The following is a 17064-nucleotide window of genomic DNA, read 5'->3' as shown; positions in this document are numbered from 1 at the left end:
CTTTATAATCTATTCTAAATTATGTTTATGGATTGTGTAATTCACTTTCCTTTTCAATGTCCTTCAACTTTGCTTCCAATTTTTTAATAACTTCCATATTAGTCAATTAATTGTAAATGTTTTACATATTTGTTCCCAACCGAAGTTACCTTACTTCAATATCTCATTCTTATGATGAATTATTTTTAATATTAAAAGTCGAGACACCCTCGGGAGACATCTTTGTACCGGCTTCCTTGGCGCTCCGTACTGCTATCGTGTTCAAGAAATAGTAGCAGCGAAAAGCATCTTTTTTATCAAGTTCAATGGTAAGTGCTGACCGTATGAGGCAAATAATGCGATAGAATCAGTTGTAGATAGACGAAATCTAAATAGGATCACTTTATGTCTAAATAGTGTATTAAACGCATAAACATAAAGATCATTTTAAATTGAGAAAGGGCTGTAACTTCCCTTAAGTAATTACGTCTTATAGGAAAAGGAGCTGATGTTTTGACAAGATGCATTATCCTTTTATTCGCAATTGGACTTGTATTAGTTGGGTGTAGTTCAGATAAAACAAATGGTAATATCGAAAAAAATACTTCTGTAGTCTCGGGAGATAGCAGCACAGATAGTTCAATAAACACAGAAATTACTCCTAGCATGGGGCAGAATGTATTACAAGATTCACCTGTGTATGTAGCAAAGAGCGAAGGGAAAGTAATTGTTCAGGATTCTGAAGCCGCTTATGAGATGTGTGTTAAAGCGCTGATTGACTATTATAAAGCGGTCTGGAACGGTTCAGACATTAAATTGGATACATTTATCGATAACGATAACCTTAAACAGTATATGCAAATAAAAATTCAATCACAATATGATTTACATTCAGAATTTACTGATTCTAATGAGGTGCAAAATCTTAATATCGGCGCTTGGGAAGTGGAGTATACGGATGATGTGGATGGAGGTTTTCTCTATTTAAAATTACCTGTACAAATTAATAAGACTATAGGTAGTTATGGTGAAGTCACTGAATTTCTCGTACGTAATGTAAACGGGAAGTTAGTTATTGTCGATTGGTATACTGGTGCCAAAGATAGTTATGATTTCCTGGTGCGTGGAGAAAATCTAACGATTGACAACCCAAATATTTGGAATGAAAGTGAATGGGTAAAGAAGTCAGATAGAAAACAAATTGAATTTTCAGGCTCAACTCGATAGCAGTTATTTAATTTATTTAATTCATAATGGTTACAAGTTTTTTAGACTATCAAGCGCTTTATTTACGAATCATCTCTTTTCAAATTCAACTAAAGGGAAATAAAGATGAAAATACGTTTAGTGAAAGGGTCAAATTACTATGTAATATCCCCACTAATCAATAAGTGTTGAGGAAGGCAAATGTCTGATAAGTTACCGAAATTATTCTTTGACCATTTTACAAATACAAGTTTCGTTGTTGAAAAGGTTGGAGAAATTGTAGGTTTCCTAATAGGCTTCCTTTCTCAATCACATTCTAATGAGGCGTATATTCACTTTTTAGGAGTTCATCCTAATTATAGAAAATATAGCCTGGAAAAAATTATACAACGAATGTTCTAATAAAGTTTAACAAAGTGGTTGCAAAATTGTCCGTTGTGTAACGTCTCCTGTCAACAAAGTTTCAATTGCTTATCATACTAAGATGGGGTTTGTCATTGAAAAGGGAGATAAAACAATAAATGATGTTTCCCGTCAATATAGACTATGATGGACCAAATCAAGACAGATTATCATTTATGAAAGAGTTAATTTAATTAATAAGCTATTTATTCCATTTAAAGGGCGCGATTGTGGAATAAAACATAGATTTTTAAATGACCATAATTCAAAATGCAGGACTTGGTTATGTACTTATTCAGGTTCCTCCATTAATACTAAATGTTCTAAAACAAGTATGAAATACGTTTTAAAAATAACAAAAATTTCATTTCGGCGCCAATTCATCAATAAATACAAAATTTTTATGTTTAGAAAAAATAAAAAACCCTTAGAACCTATGTGGCTCTAAGGGTTTATTTATGGAGCATAGGGGGCTCGAACCCCTGACCTCGACGCTGCCAGCGTAGCGCTCTCCCAGCTGAGCTAATGCCCCTTAAGCTTACTCCTTAATTATATTTGATTCTATAAAGCAAGAGCAAGCAAAAATTTTAAAAATGTTATAGATTTGCCTCAAAACGGGGATAATGGTCTATGCAAAGGGTATGAAGGAGCGGGGTATATGTTTCAGCAAATCTATTATCGTTTTTTACGTTGGCCAGTCATTTTTAGAGTTTTCCTTTTAGCTTTATTGGTCATATTTATCTTTGGAGCTGCGATTCATTATATTGAACCTAAATCCTTTCCCTCGATATTCGTAGGAGTGTGGTGGGCTGTGATTACTACAGCCACGGTTGGCTACGGGGATGTCTATCCTGAGACGGTCAAAGGAAGAATTCTTGGAATGCTGCTTGTGTTTATTGGGGCTGGTGTTGTTTCCGCATACTTTGCATCACTTGCAGCAACTACAGTAAGATTACAAAATTCACAAGTAAAAGGAAAAAGCATGTTTAATGGAAAAAATCATATCATTATTATTGGTTGGAATGGCCGATCACAAAGTGTTATTGAGCAGTTATTACAAACTAAATTTCTTCATCCAATTGTTTTAATTGACGATACACTTGAAGAAAATCCTTATCCAAATCGACAAATACACTTCATTAAAGGAAAGCCCTATATAGATCAAACATTAAGAAAGGCAAATATTAGTGAGTCCGAATTTGTTTTAATTACATCAGATCAAAATAAAACTGAGACCCATGCAGATATGGGAACCATTCTTACTTTATTGGCGGTGAAAGGAATCCATCCCGCTGCTTACTGTGTTGTAGAGATTCTAACGAGTGAAAATTTTATGAATGCAAAACGCGGTGGTGCTGATGAAGTGATTCAAACAAATATGCAATCCTCCTATATAATGATGAACAGCATTCTTTCTCATGGTATGTCAGATACAATCATTACTATGCTTGATCATTTAAATGACAATCACTTAAAGTTAATTCCGGTATTACCCGAATGGGAGGGACTCTCTTTTCAAGCATTAAGCAAATTGATCCAAAAAGATGGAATGCTACTTATTGGATATAAACATGGGGAGAATACGAAAATTAATCCTCCCCTCTATTATAGAATTAAAAAATCAGATCAATTATTGGTTATTTCTAAATGATTCAAGATAAAATATGTTCTAATTCGCGAACAAGTTCCTTACCAAAATCAATATACTTTTTGGGAATATCTCCATCTCTATCTTTAGGTTCCGCGAATTGATCAAAGCCTGCAGCTGCCACCCCAACTCCTGCTTCATCATCTACTGCTTCTTGATAGACATGATTCAAGATAAAGGGTTTGCCAAGTTGAACAACGACACCTCTCGTATCCAGTTCTCCATCAACTGGTGTAAAGGGGACTCTTAAAAATTGATAGCCCTCATCATTTGCCATTTTAAAATCAAAATATCCTTGATCATAATCCCAGCCACCACCAATCGAATACCCAATTGGTTTTAATGCTTCTTCCAATTTATATAAAGAATATTGCTTACCTTCTATTTTTGTCGGGATCTCATACATACTCTGCTTACACTCCTTCTTGTTTTTCATAGTTTCCCTAAAGAACGCTTAGCATATTCTAAAAAAATAAAAACCTCCCTTAAGGAGGTTTTCTTTTACTTTAATCGATTTTCTAATTCTATTTTCTTCGCTTCATACCCTGGCTTGCCCAATAGCGCAAACATGTTTACCTTATAAGCTTCAACACCAGGTTGATCAAATGGGTTTACTCCTAATAAATATCCACTGATGGCACATGCTTTTTCAAAGAAATATACTAGATATCCAAATGTATAAGCATCCATTGCAGGAATTTCTACAATTAAATTAGGTACATTGCCATCAGTATGTGCTAACAATGTTCCTTCAAATGCTTTGTTGTTTACGAAATCAATCGTTTTTCCAGCAAGATAATTTAAACCATCCAAATCCTTATCTTCTTTTTCGATAACTATTTCATGTCTAGCTTTCTTTACCTTAATTACTGTTTCAAATAAGTCACGACGTCCTTCTTGAACATATTGACCTAATGAGTGTAAATCAGTAGAGAAATTCGCTGAAGCAGGGAAGATACCTTTTTGATCTTTACCTTCACTTTCTCCAAATAATTGCTTCCACCATTCGGAGAAATATTGCAAACCAGGCTCATAATTAATGAGCATTTCAATTGTTTTTCCTTTATTATAAAGAATATTTCGAACCGCAGCGTATTGATAAGCAGGATTCTCTTTCAATTCCTCTTGAGCAAAGTCACTGCTAGCTTTAGCTGCACCCTCCATCATTTCTTGAATATTTACTCCACTGACAGCTATCGGTAATAATCCTACTGCAGTTAGAACTGAATATCTTCCACCAACATCGTCAGGAATAACAAATGTTTCATATCCTTCTTCATTTGCTAATGTCTTTAAAGCACCCTTAGCTTTATCTGTCGTTGCATAAATACGTTTTTTAGCTTCTTCTTCCCCATATTTCTCCTTTAACAGCTTACTAAAAATACGGAAAGCAATAGCTGGTTCAGTAGTCGTACCGGATTTTGAGATGACATTAATTGAAAAATCCTTACCGTCTAATAATTCAATCACATCTGCCATATATGTTGAACTAATATTATTCCCAACAAATAAAATTTGCGGAGATTGACGTTTTTCTTTTGGTAAAAGATTATTAAAGCTATGATTTAACATTTCAATAGCTGCACGTGCACCTAAATAGGACCCTCCAATACCAATAACTAAAAGGATGTCTGAATCATTTTTTATTTTATTTGAGGCAGTTAAAATGCGGTTAAATTCCTCTTTATCATATTCAGTAGGTAGATTTATCCATCCTAAGAAATCATTACCTGCCCCAGATTTTTCATGTAAAGAACGATGGGCAGCCTTAACAGCTGAATCTAAATATGTAAGTTCATGCTCACCAAAAAAGCTTAATGCCTTTGAATAATCAAAACGAATGTGTGTCAAGGTTAATTCCTCCATTTCATGTTCTACTTTATCACTTTATCCAAAGAAATCATTTTTTTCAAGCATCCACACTTACAGATTGACCAGTTGCATAATATTTATGTATTTACATCATTCTATAAATGTACGAAATCTTTTCTCAGTGGCTTGTCAGATCCAAAGGCTATTTTCGTATAGTTTATTTTATAAAAGCACTTTTCGGCTTTTGTACTATAAGGGAAGTGATTTTTATGAAGTATTGCAACTCTTTTTCAGTGATAGAGGGAGTCAGCAATTTTTTAGCGGATATTTATTAGTTAAAAACTTTACCTAAATAGCAACAATGTTTGAGAAAAGACCCTATCCAAAAAGGAAAGGAGGGAGAAAAAAATGAGTACTACTCAACGTATTGCATTAATTTTCACTATTATTGGGGCTATTAACTGGGGGCTCATTGGCTTTTTCCAATTTAATTTAGTAGCTGCTATTTTTGGTGATAATACGATTTTGTCACGTATCATATATGGATTAGTTGGTATTGCTGGACTTATTAATTTAGGATTGCTATTTAAACCGAATGAGGAAGTAGAGCGTTCACCTGAGGCAAGAACAACAAAATAAGTAAATGAAGAAGTATGAAAGAGGTGGATCAAACAAAAAATGCACTTTGTTTAACCCACCTCTTTTTTTAGTATTATTTCTTTCAACGAAATGACGAAACTTTATTATGTCTTATGATAAATTAAACCCAGCCTCTAAATTTCGATGCCTCAGCAGCATAACGAAGTCCAACCATATATGCAGCTAATCGCATATCCACTTTCCGTGTTTCAGAAGTATGATAAACATTATTAAAAGCATCCACTAGTTTATCACGAAGCTTATCATTCACTTCATCTTCTGACCAATAATATCCTTGGTTATTTTGAACCCATTCGAAATAAGAAACCGTGACTCCTCCAGAGCTTGCAAGTACATCTGGTACAAGGAGAATGCCTCTTTCAGTTAAGATTTTCGTTGCTTCTGTTGTTGTTGGTCCATTAGCTGCTTCAACGACAATAGAAGCTTTGATATTTCCTGCATTCTCTGATGTAATTTGATTTGAAATGGCTGCAGGAACTAAAATATCACAATCCAATTCTAATAATTCCTTATTCGTTATTGTATTTTCAAATAATGTAGTAACTGTACCAAAGCTGTCACGACGATCAAGTAAATAATCGATATCTAAACCATCAGGATCATGAAGTGCACCATACGCATCAGAAATTCCAATTACTTTTGCACCTTCTTCATGCAAAAATTTTGCTAAGAAACTTCCTGCATTTCCGAAACCTTGGATGACGATACGAGCCCCTTTAAGGCTAAAGCCTTTCTTTTTCGCTGCCTCTTCAATACAAATAGTAACTCCCTGAGCAGTTGCCTTTTCACGACCTTCAGACCCTCCAAGAACAATTGGCTTTCCAGTTATAAACCCTGGGGAATCATTCTCACGTAAACGGCTGTATTCATCCATCATCCAAGCCATTATTTGTGAATTGGTATAAACATCAGGTGCAGGAATATCTTTAGTCGGGCCTACGATTTGACTAATCGCTCGAACATAACCGCGGCTTAACCGCTCAATTTCTCCCATTGACATTGTTCTAGGATCACAAATAATCCCACCTTTACCACCACCATATGGAAGACCCACGATTCCACATTTTATCGTCATCCACATTGATAAGGCTCTTACTTCATCTTCATCCACCTCTGGGTGAAAACGAACACCACCCTTTGTAGGGCCCACAGCATCATTATGCTGTGCACGATAGCCAGTAAATACCTTTACTGTTCCATCATCCATTCGAATTGGCATTCTAACCGTAAGCATGCGTAATGGTTCTTTTAATAGTTCATACATTTCTTCATTAAAACCCAACTTAGTTAGTGCTTCTTTTATGACATCCTGTGTCGATGTAAATAGATTTAGATTTTCCATCAATATTTCGCCTCTTTATTTAATAATCGTGTGACAGTACTAAGAAAAATACTCAAAATAAATTAAGAGAGAACTTTTTTAATCCGTTCAATAGCCCAATCTAATTCTTCTTGACTTATTACCAATGGTGGAGCAAAGCGTATTACGTTTTCGTGTGTTTCTTTACATAATAACCCTTCCGCTTTAAGGGCCTCACAATATTTTCTTGCTGGTTCAGTTAAAACAACTCCGATAAACAGTCCCTTACCACGAATTTCTTGAATAATCGGATTTTTAATCCCCCTTAATTGTTTCATAAAGTACTCTCCAAGTTCAAGAGATTTTTCACTTAATTGTTCTTCAATTAGTACATCAAGTGCCGCAATGGATACCGCACATGCCATTGGATTTCCACCAAAAGTAGAACCATGTGAACCCGGATTAAATACACCTAAAATATCTTTATTTGCTACAACACATGAAATAGGGAATACTCCTCCACCAAGTGCCTTTCCTAAAATATATACATCAGGTATGACGTCCTCCCAATCACATGCAAACATTTTACCAGAACGTGCTAATCCCGATTGAATTTCATCAGCAATAAATAAAACATTATTTTCTTTACAAAGCTCATAAGCTGCTTTTAGAAAACCTTCCGGTGGGATAACAATTCCCGCTTCCCCTTGTATCGGCTCAATAATAAACGCCGCTGTATTTGGTGTAATCATTGATTTAAGCGCATCAATATCACCATATGGAACAAGTTTAATTCCTGGCAGCATCGGGCCGAATCCTCTCTTATACTCTTCTTCAGAAGATAGCGATACAGCAGTCATTGTTCGTCCATGAAAGTTTCCTTCACAACCGATGATTTCTGCTTGGTTTTCAGCAACGCCTTTATGATCATATGCCCAACGTCTTGCAGCTTTGATAGCTGTCTCCACTGCTTCTGCACCCGTATTCATCGGAAGGGCCATATCTTTATTAGTTAATTGGCAAACTTTTTCAAACCAAGGCCCTAATTGATCATTATGGAAAGCGCGTGATGTTAATGTCACTCGATCTGCTTGTTGCTTTAATGCTTCAATAATTTTTGGATGTCGGTGCCCTTGATTAACAGCAGAATAAGCACTTAACATATCCATATATTTATTACCCTCAGGATCCTTCACCCAAACTCCTTCTGCTTCAGAAATTACAACTGGCAGTGGATGATAATTATGCGCTCCAAAACGATCCGTTTGTTCAATAATTTGTTCTGATTTTGTAACCATGAAAATTCCTCCATCCCTCTAAGAAAAATTAAGTTATCTAAAATGCAATGGGTTCACGCCGTTTAATAGCCGCCCCTAAAACAAGCTTATTTTTATTTATTAATCACAACATTACAGATGTCGTTTAGATAAGCCAGTTCCATCTATTTGTTTAAAACAAGTGCAAAAAAAATTTGCACTAAGAAAACCCTTACATATATAATAATGCAAAAATATATTGCATTTTTCAAGAGTTTTTTATATTTTCTTTATAGTTTTTAAGGAGGGGGACATGATGCAGATAAATATCGAGAACGACATGTATAAGAGAATTCTTGACTTATTAGATGTTGGTATCCATGTTATCAATGAAACAGGTAAAACGACTATATATAATAAAAAAATGATGGAAATTGAAGGAACTGAGATTGAAGATGTATTAGATAGAAATATTCTTGAAGTCTTTCAATTTTATCAAGGAGAAGCTAGTACTTTATTAAAGGTTTTACATACAGGAAGGTCAATTCTAAATACCCATCAAACCTATTTTAATCACAAAGGACATGAGATAAAAACAATAAACAATACTTATCCATTAATTGTTAATAATCAAATCGTTGGTGCTGTGGAAATTGTTCGTGATGTAACATACCTTGATCGAATGATGAAGAAAAGCATACAACGGAAACAAATAGGATCTACCACCTTTGAAAGCCTAGCCGATAAACAATTTTATCCACATAAAGTTCTTGAAACTGGACAAAAAGTTGCTACAACTTCGTCGTCAATTTTTATAATTGGTGAAGCAGGTACCGGAAAACGTACATTAACTGAATGCATTCATCATGAGGTAAATCAAGATTCAAAGCCTTATTTTATTCATAATTGCACAACTTTATTAGATAACTATGTTGAACAAGCAATTCTCGAATCCATTCATCAGTTGGAAAATGCAGATGGGGGAACATTAGTTATAGAGGACATTCAAAACTTATCTCCTACCAGTCAATTAAAACTGCTAAATTTTTTAAACAAGGCAAGAAACTATAAAATTATTTGCACGACTAATGAGGATCCTATAGATCTGATAGCAAAAGGTCAGTTAAATAAAAAGTTTTATTATCTTCTTAGTGAATTAACAATTTTTATCCCTCCAATACGTGAAAGAAAAAATTCTATTCAAGAACTAGCCTTGTTTTTCATAGAAAAATATAACAGGATCTATCAAGTCAATTTAAAGACAGTCTCAGAAGAAGTGTTTCAAGCATTTATTGATTACGATTGGCCAGGAAATTTGAGAGAGCTGGATCATATTATCGAACGTTCAATGAAAATTATTGATAGTGAAGATACACTCCTATTTCAGCACCTTCCTATGAAATTTAAAAATCGCATTTCACAGGATCATCAATTTCTTATTAACAAAAATCAAGAAATTAAGCCACTGGAAGAGTATATGCAAGAAGCGGAAAAATATTATATTCAAAAAGGATTACAGTACCATAAATTCAATATTACTAAAACTGCCCAAACACTTAAGATGAGTAGACAGAACCTACAATATCGGATGAGGAAATATGGAATAAAAAAACCTTAGCAAAAATAAAAAAACTCTAGCACCTTGATTCTACATGACAAGCAAGGCTGGAGTTCAAGCGTATCAAAAACGAAAAGACCAAATACTTTCTTTTAAATATAATTGGAGCACTCTAATATAAAAATATCTGAGTGCTCCACTATTTTTGTATATTATTTCTTAATTAAATCTGATTGATTAATCCACTCTTGAAGCTTATCTTTAAGAGTATTGAAGCCTTCAGTAGGTTCTTCACTAATAACATTAGCTTGGCGACGGCGAGCTGGTTTTTTCTCTTGCTTTGGAGCTTCCTCTGTCGCACGAATAGATAAACTGATTTTTCCGCTCTCTTCGTCAACAGTAAGAACTTTTACTTTCACTTCATCTCCAATTTTTAAATGTTCATTGATATCTTTTACATAACCATGCTTTATTTCAGAAATATGAACTAATCCTTGAGTTTCTTCATCAAGTGCGATGAATGCACCATAAGGCTGGATTCCAGCCACTTTTCCAGTTAATACGCTACCTACTTCATAATTTGTCGTCATAGAAACACTCCTATTTTTATATTTATTTTTCTCCTATATATACGCAATAAAAAATTATACCACAATTGAAAAGATGACGCAAAAATAACAAATTACCATTCAATCACAAAAGTTTCATAAATCGGAAATACCTGATTTTATTAATATTGTGATACAATATACTGAGAAATACTGAAGCAGATAAGTGATGAAGCTGGATAGAGAAGAACCAACTTAACATTAATGACTAAATGAAAGTTTCTATAAAATAAAGTGGATAATGGAGGGATTTTGATGGCTTCCTTTGCTCAAAATTTAAAATTTTACCGTGAACAAAAAAATTTATCACAGGAAGAACTAGCATTGAAAGCAAGATTAGGGGCGAAAATTATTGAAAAATATGAAAATGGGGAGCAAATTCCAACTACTCAAACCATTTTAAAATTATCTACTGTTCTAGACGTACCAGCATCAGTTTTGACAACTGATACAAAAGAATAATATTTTTAATTATTTATGTTTAAAAAGTTGGAAATCTGGAAATCCTTTATAACACAAGGCTTTCTGTGTAGCATTGATAGAAAGTTTTCATCAATGTTAGCACACTAGTATTCCCCCTTTTTATTTTTATTTTGACGAGAGTAAATGCTCGTCCTTTTTTTTGCAAAAAATTTGTAATAGGAGTGAATTAAATGTCCATCACTGTATCAAAAATGAAGAGAAATATTGATGGAATCGATCTCTATTATGAAGAATATATCAACGAAAAGGCAGAAGATACTTTCGTCCTCATACACGGTTTTCTTTCGTCTACATTTAGCTATAGAAGATTAATCCCCCTTTTAGCAGAAAGCTATAATATTATTTCTGTTGATCTTCCACCATTTGGCCAAAGTGGAAAACACTACTTATATCAATATTCCTATAGAAATATGGCACATTCAGTTCTTCATTTAATCCAGTCACTTGATTATTCACGTATATATATTATTGGTCATTCAATGGGAGGACAAATCGCACTACATATGATGAAGCAAAAGCCTTATATGATCAATAAAGGGATTCTTCTTTGCAGTTCAGGATATTTAAAGCCAGTAAAATCCTCTTTAAAACTGCTGAGTCACCTACCGTTTTTCCACCATTTTGTCAGATACTATTTAGAAAAATCCGGTGTTCAAAAGAATGTTGAAAATGTAGTTTATGATCACGCTTTGATTGATGAGGAAATGTTAAGAGGATATGGGGAACCTTTTACCGATAAAAATATTTTCAAAGGACTAGCGAAAATGGTTAGGGATCATGAAGGAGATTTACTATCGGATGATTTAAAAAACATCCAAATTCCCTGCCTCCTTATATGGGGTGAACAAGATCGAGTCGTACCTTTGGCCATAGGAGAAAAACTATCCAAAGATCTCCCCGATGCTCAACTTGTTATTTTAAAGAACACTGGCCACTTAATTCCAGAAGAGAAGCCAAATGTAGTCTATACTTATATTCAACATTTTGTTAAGCAAGCTTAGTATCTCTTGCACTGACCTATAGTTCACAGGATTCACGTATTAAAGTTCCAGCCATTATTTGTCACTTAGTTAACGGGATCCGTTACACAAAAGCAAACTCATTTATTGATCTCCACTATATCGTGCACAGCTTGATGTACATTAACCATTTCTGTTTCATATGACCCTTAACCGGCGGATCCCAATTGTGTAATACCTCTCTGAATTTTACATTCTTTCTCTATTGCATCTTCACACCTTATCTCTTTATGTTCTAGTCACATTATAATAACATATTGGTAGGCTTTCTTCTTAACATGATTGCTGCTTAAAATCTTATTTCAAGAAATCAAAGCCTTAAAGAAGATAATAGGATGGTGATTTAGATGGCTATTTTTGATCAATTTATTGAACGAAAAGGAACCTCTTCCGTTAAATGGGATCAGATGAAATTTGTTTTTGGTGAAGAAGACCTGCTACCAATGTGGGTAGCAGACATGGATTTCAAGCCACCAGAAGCGGTTACTCAAGCCTTACAGAAAAGACTCAGCCATGAAATTTTTGGTTATACTTCCATTCCAGAAAGTACAGGTGAAGCAATACGTGAATGGATGAAAAAACGTCATGATTGGGAAATTGAAGCAGACTGGATTTTGTATAATCATGGCGTTGTACCATCTTTAGGACTTGCCATTTTAGCTTTTACTGAGCCAGGTGATCACATTCTCTTGCAATCGCCTGTTTATACACCATTTTTTACAATGATCGAAGCAAATGACCGGAAAGTGACAAACTGTCCGTTACATTTAGTCAACAATAGATATGAGATTGATTTTGAGCAATTCGAAGAGACATTAAAAAATAATCCTGTAAAACTGTTTTTCTTATGCAACCCACATAATCCTAGTGGACGGGTCTGGAAACGCGAAGAACTAAAAAAATTAGCTGAACTTTGTCAGAAATACCATGTGATTATTCTCTCAGACGAAATCCATTCTGACCTAGTAGGTGCTCCAAACAAACATTTTTCGATCGCATCTATTGATGCATCCTATCGTGAATTTGTTATCACTTGTATCGCACCCACAAAAACATTTAATTTAGCGGGACTACAAGCGTCAAGCTTAATTGTTCCAAATCCTACATTACGAAAGAAAATCGAAACCATTCAACATCAACAAGGATTTCACACTTTGAATGCTTTTGGAATCATCGGAATGGAAGCTGCCTATAAATATGGTGAGGATTGGCTAAATCAGCTTCTATTCTACATAAAAGAAAATGTTCAACTCGTCAAAGAAACGGTCGAAGCTGAATTGCCAGCAGTAAAAGTGATGGATCCTGAAGGTGGTTATTTAATATGGATCGATTGTCGAGATACCGGTTTATCTGATGAGGAACTAAAAACACGTCTAATTGAAAAAGGACGTCTTGCTTTAGAGCCAGGGAAGAAATACGGCCCTGGTGGAGAAGGTTTTTTAAGAATGAATGTAGGTTGTTCAAGGGAAACGGTTAAAGAGGGAATTGCTCGATTCATAAAAGCATTGAGTTGATGAACGAGTCTGGAGGCAATATTCCCATCAAAGTAGGGGATTGCCTCCCTTTAACTAATTTTTATTTTTTATTACACCACAAGCGATTCGATCCCCTGCATTACCTGCTGGTTGGGACTTTCCATCATCTTTCATTTGATGAATAACAATGGACGTCCCCTCTTTTTTCAATAAGGAGTTTTTTCCATTTTGAAGTGTTATTTGATCGGACAGTATTTCTGTACTAACTTTTCCATCAGCCTTAACTGTGATATTTGGTAAGTCACCAGCGTGCGCTCCTTTATTATTAAGGAGGCCATGCTCCTTATTCATTGGATTAAAATGCCCCCCAGCAGAAGTAAAGTCAGGTGCAGTACAACTCCCTATTTCGTGAATATGGATGGCATGCTCTCCAGGGGATATTCCCTTTAAATCCATTTGAAGCTTTACACCCTTGGAACTCTCTTGTAAATGGATCATTCCAATCGTCTCACCGGAAGTATTTTTCATTTCAACATCTGCCTCTATCGGATTACCTAGTGTACCCGTACTCAAAAATACAGTTGTAAATAGAACTGAAAGCAACTTCATCCAAAAAACCTCCAATATTTATTAGCCAAGGCTCTTTTCTATTAGACTAACTCGAATTCATTACTTAGATTCAACGATCTATTTGAAAAGCTCTTTTCTCAAACATTGTTACTATATTTAGGTAAAATTATAACTAATAAATAGCAACTGAGGATCGCTACACGCCTCATTTTACTGAGAAAAGAGCTACAATCTCCATAAGAACCGCTAGAATCCTTTATTGAGAGTAAAAAGCCGGTAGTTGGGCTTTTACCAAAGCAGCAAACGATACGAAATCGGCTATTAGAAAAAAAGCTATGGTCCATAAACATTGTAGCCATGAAAGTCTCTTTCTATTACAAAGAAAAAGAGGTTATCTGAAAGTATAGTATCAGATAACCTCTTAAAGGATTACTTCAATGTTTTCTTTAAATTTTCTTCGAATTCTTTCGCTTTTTTTAATTGCTTTTTATTTACTTTGAGAATCCAAACGAAGGTCAACACACAAAAAACCATAAAAATAGAAAAAGAGATAAATGCTGGTATGTACTCTCTCTTATCCTCAGGAAAATACAAAAATAAATTCAATACAAAAAAATTCAAAGGGTTAATCACGGAAAAACTCCCTTTCATGAATAGCATCTTTTTATTATTTATTCATATTATACCAATTACAAATAGGTAAAACCAATAACAGTGATTGACAATTTCTTAACAATCCTAGGAAAACTGCAACCAGCACGATAAGTAGAAGGAAAATTTCCATTTGATATTCCAGTAGAGGCTAAATTTTTGTTATCACTATTAAGTATTAAGCATCTACTCCTAAAAGGCTAATTTTGTATCCTTTTTTGTTGCTATAGTAAAATGCCCCTTTTTCCCACTTTTACACCTAGCTAACTTAATATATATATATATATATATATTGAGAAAAGTGAATAATAAAAAAAGCTGTCAATTATTGAACTGCGCCCTAAATTTCGGACAGTTTAATAAAAGTAACCCTGCTATTTAAGCAGCGATTAGATGACTTCGGTATTCTGCCGGAGTCATCTTTTTTAAATTCCATTGTCTTCTTGATGCATTATAGAAAATCATATATTGATTAACTAATTGTTTTAGTTCTTCAAATGTATGAACTTCTTTATAGTCCATTTCATCTTTCATATGTCCAAAGAAGGATTCCATTGGTGCATTATCGATACAGTTCCCTCTACGTGACATAGATTGTTTCAAATTCATCTGTTTCACCCTTTTTTGAAATTCTGGATGCGTGTAATGGAAACCTTGATCAGAGTGTATCATGGCTTCTGGATGTATATTATTCCCTAATTTCTCTTCTAATTTTGCTAGAGTATTGTAAACAATCGACATTTTCAATGTTTGTGATAATTCATATGCCACTATTTCACGTGTAGCGACATCCTTAACACAGGATAGATAGGCTGTTTTTCCTCGATACTTTAAATAGGTAATGTCAGTTAAAAATACTTTTTCCGGCTCGTCTTGTGTAAATTCACGGTTTAATCTATTTGGTAATGTCTTATGTTCTTGAGTAGCTTTTGCAATATTTTTATATGGGTTTGCACGTCGCACTTTCGCAAAGAAATTATACTTGCGCATTAGACGGCGTATTTTCTTTGGGTTCATTGGGTTTTCAAGTAATTCACATACTTTCATATAAAGTCCACGATAGCCAACTTTCCCTTTGAATGCATCATAGATGCACTTTAAAAAGAGATAATCCTCATAATCATTGTTCTCTCGAATGGCATGTTTTTCAGTATTCCGCAGCCATGCATAATAACCACTGCGACTAACATGTGCGACAGTACATAGCTCAGAGACACTATTGATTAGTTGATATTTACGAATTACTTCATTGATGACTGCGTATTTTTCATGTGGAGCTACTTGTGTTTCTTCGCCTTCCTTTCGAGTTCCTCTAGCTTTTTTAGTAATTCAATTTCAGCTTCGAGATAACGAATACGAGCCTCTGCTTTTTCTAGCTTCTTATCAGCGGATAACTCACTAGTTGTTGGTCTTCCCGTACTTCCTTTTCCTCGACGTTCTTCCAAAAAACCATTTTCTCCATATTGATTAAAAGTATTTCTCCAACGCTTCAAAGCTGATTTAGCTTTTTTAGGGCCAATCATTTCAAGATCAAACCCATTTTCTATAAAGATTTGAGTAGGTCCTTTCCCAGCTAAGTTCTCATTTACTGCTTTAATTTTAAATTCAGGTGTATATTGAATCGCTCGGTCAGATACTGAAGCAACATTGGGATTGGCTTCTAATAGTTGACGTTGATGTTCATTAAAATAGATTTTACTCATAAGATAACTCCCGTTCAAATTAATTATGTTAAGTATAACGGGCTTTTCCCATAGAAAAAACCCCGAATAGGGCACTTTTTTTTAAGTGTCTACTATTCGGGGTTCAGTTCATATGACAGCTTTCCTTATTATTTTAATACATTAATTTTTTCAATCACGACATCAAATTGCACTGGACGATCTTGCATATCCGTTTTTACTTCTGCAATCTTATCAACAACATCCATACCCTCAACCACATGTCCAAATACAGTATGACGGAAATCTAAGTGAGGAGTACCACCTAGGTCTTCATATGCTTTTATTGCTTCTTCTGGGTAGCCAGCCTGCTCCATTTGTTTTAACATTCTTGGATCAACTGCTACACTTTGTACGATAAAAAATTGACTACCATTCGTATTTGGACCTGCGTTTGCCATTGATAAAGCACCACGGAAATTGAATAATTCTCTTGAAAATTCATCTTCAAAAGAACCGCCATAAATACTTTGACCACCTGTACCATTACCTAATGGATCTCCACCTTGGATCATAAAACCATTAATAACACGGTGAAAAATTACTCCATCGTAATATCCATCTTGACTATGCTTAATGAAGTTTTCTACAGCCTTAGGTGCGTGCTCTGGAAACAACTTTATTTTAATATTTCCCATATTTGTCTGCATTTCGATAAGTCTTTCATTGTCCATTACTTCTTTTGTTAATTGAGGATATGTCATTATCACTATCTC

The 17064-nt window shown here is 34.6% G+C and carries 15 protein-coding genes, 1 tRNA gene and 1 pseudogene; 8 read left to right on the top strand and 9 right to left on the bottom strand.

Going from position 1 to position 17064, the window contains the following annotated elements; all coding sequences use genetic code 11:
* Nucleotides 1-492 precede the first annotated feature (492 nt).
* Nucleotides 493-1206: a hypothetical protein gene (locus tag NST63_RS07235; protein WP_212946391.1), complete on the top strand. Its 714-nt coding sequence runs from the start codon at nt 493-495 to the stop codon at nt 1204-1206.
* A gap of 105 nt (nt 1207-1311) precedes the next feature.
* Nucleotides 1312-1781 (top strand): annotated as a pseudogene (locus NST63_RS07230) (GNAT family N-acetyltransferase).
* Between the two features lie 265 nt (nt 1782-2046).
* Here NST63_RS07230 and NST63_RS07225 read toward each other — a convergent pair.
* Nucleotides 2047-2119, bottom strand: a tRNA-Ala gene (locus tag NST63_RS07225).
* A gap of 126 nt (nt 2120-2245) precedes the next feature.
* Here NST63_RS07225 and NST63_RS07220 point away from each other — a divergent pair.
* Nucleotides 2246-3238, top strand: coding sequence for a potassium channel family protein (locus NST63_RS07220; protein WP_212946390.1), 993 nt, complete (start codon nt 2246-2248; stop codon nt 3236-3238).
* Nucleotide 3239: 1 nt separating this feature from the next.
* On the opposite strand, the gene NST63_RS07215 is transcribed toward NST63_RS07220, so the two are convergent.
* Together NST63_RS07215 and NST63_RS07210 are read right to left on the bottom strand one after the other, a co-directional pair.
* A complete protein-coding gene (locus NST63_RS07215; RefSeq protein ID WP_212946389.1) occupies nt 3240-3641 on the bottom strand; it encodes a YugN-like family protein in 402 nt (133 codons plus the stop codon).
* 95 nt (nt 3642-3736) lie between these two features.
* Nucleotides 3737-5086 (bottom strand): glucose-6-phosphate isomerase, encoded by a 1350-nt coding sequence (locus tag NST63_RS07210; protein WP_058002751.1) that lies wholly within the window; start codon nt 5084-5086, stop codon nt 3737-3739.
* A gap of 369 nt (nt 5087-5455) precedes the next feature.
* On the opposite strand from NST63_RS07210, the gene NST63_RS07205 reads away from it, so the two are divergent.
* Complete coding sequence (locus NST63_RS07205; protein WP_058002752.1) at nt 5456-5686, top strand: DUF378 domain-containing protein; 231 nt, start codon at nt 5456-5458, stop codon at nt 5684-5686.
* Nucleotides 5687-5807: 121 nt separating this feature from the next.
* Here the strand turns inward: NST63_RS07205 and NST63_RS07200 are convergent, their stop codons facing one another.
* Together NST63_RS07200 and NST63_RS07195 are read right to left on the bottom strand one after the other, a co-directional pair.
* On the bottom strand, nt 5808-7052 hold the full coding sequence (locus NST63_RS07200; protein ID WP_058002753.1) for a Glu/Leu/Phe/Val family dehydrogenase: 1245 nt from the start codon (nt 7050-7052) through the stop codon (nt 5808-5810).
* A gap of 59 nt (nt 7053-7111) precedes the next feature.
* Complete coding sequence (locus NST63_RS07195) at nt 7112-8305, bottom strand: ornithine--oxo-acid transaminase (protein ID WP_242598359.1); 1194 nt, start codon at nt 8303-8305, stop codon at nt 7112-7114.
* Nucleotides 8306-8579: 274 nt separating this feature from the next.
* Between NST63_RS07195 and NST63_RS07190 the strand changes: the two genes are divergently transcribed.
* Nucleotides 8580-9881, top strand: coding sequence for a sigma 54-interacting transcriptional regulator (locus tag NST63_RS07190; RefSeq protein ID WP_341041702.1), 1302 nt, complete (start codon nt 8580-8582; stop codon nt 9879-9881).
* A 152-nt stretch (nt 9882-10033) separates the two neighbouring features.
* Here the strand turns inward: NST63_RS07190 and yugI are convergent, their stop codons facing one another.
* Nucleotides 10034-10411, bottom strand: coding sequence for a S1 domain-containing post-transcriptional regulator GSP13 (gene yugI / locus NST63_RS07185; RefSeq protein WP_058002756.1), 378 nt, complete (start codon nt 10409-10411; stop codon nt 10034-10036).
* A gap of 273 nt (nt 10412-10684) precedes the next feature.
* Between yugI and NST63_RS07180 the strand changes: the two genes are divergently transcribed.
* The 3 genes from NST63_RS07180 (at nt 10685) to NST63_RS07170 (ending at nt 13445) form a co-directional block, all read left to right on the top strand.
* On the top strand, nt 10685-10891 hold the full coding sequence (locus tag NST63_RS07180) for a helix-turn-helix domain-containing protein (RefSeq protein WP_058002757.1): 207 nt from the start codon (nt 10685-10687) through the stop codon (nt 10889-10891).
* Nucleotides 10892-11082: 191 nt separating this feature from the next.
* A complete protein-coding gene (locus NST63_RS07175) occupies nt 11083-11913 on the top strand; it encodes an alpha/beta hydrolase (RefSeq protein ID WP_341041701.1) in 831 nt (276 codons plus the stop codon).
* A gap of 365 nt (nt 11914-12278) precedes the next feature.
* The gene (locus NST63_RS07170) at nt 12279-13445 is read left to right on the top strand and encodes a MalY/PatB family protein (RefSeq protein ID WP_341041700.1); all 1167 of its coding nucleotides are present in this window, start codon (nt 12279-12281) and stop codon (nt 13443-13445) included.
* Nucleotides 13446-13499: 54 nt separating this feature from the next.
* On the opposite strand, the gene NST63_RS07165 is transcribed toward NST63_RS07170, so the two are convergent.
* From NST63_RS07165 to NST63_RS07155, 3 genes are all read right to left on the bottom strand, one after another.
* A complete protein-coding gene (locus NST63_RS07165) occupies nt 13500-14015 on the bottom strand; it encodes a superoxide dismutase family protein (RefSeq protein ID WP_212946383.1) in 516 nt (171 codons plus the stop codon).
* A gap of 990 nt (nt 14016-15005) precedes the next feature.
* Nucleotides 15006-16330, bottom strand: a protein-coding gene (locus tag NST63_RS07160; protein WP_139254896.1) for an IS3 family transposase whose coding sequence is annotated in 2 segments (ribosomal slippage) — nt 15006-15952 and nt 15952-16330 — 1326 coding nt in all. Because the reading frame shifts where the segments join, the coding sequence is not laid out codon by codon here.
* 128 nt (nt 16331-16458) lie between these two features.
* Nucleotides 16459-17052 (bottom strand): peptidylprolyl isomerase, encoded by a 594-nt coding sequence (locus NST63_RS07155; protein WP_058002762.1) that lies wholly within the window; start codon nt 17050-17052, stop codon nt 16459-16461.
* Between the last annotated feature and the right edge of the window lie 12 nt (nt 17053-17064).

This window comes from Heyndrickxia sp. FSL W8-0496, from assembly GCF_038007825.1.
GTDB classification, from domain to species: domain Bacteria; phylum Bacillota; class Bacilli; order Bacillales; family Bacillaceae_C; genus Heyndrickxia; species Heyndrickxia oleronia.
This window is presented reverse-complemented; position numbering and strand designations above follow the sequence as displayed.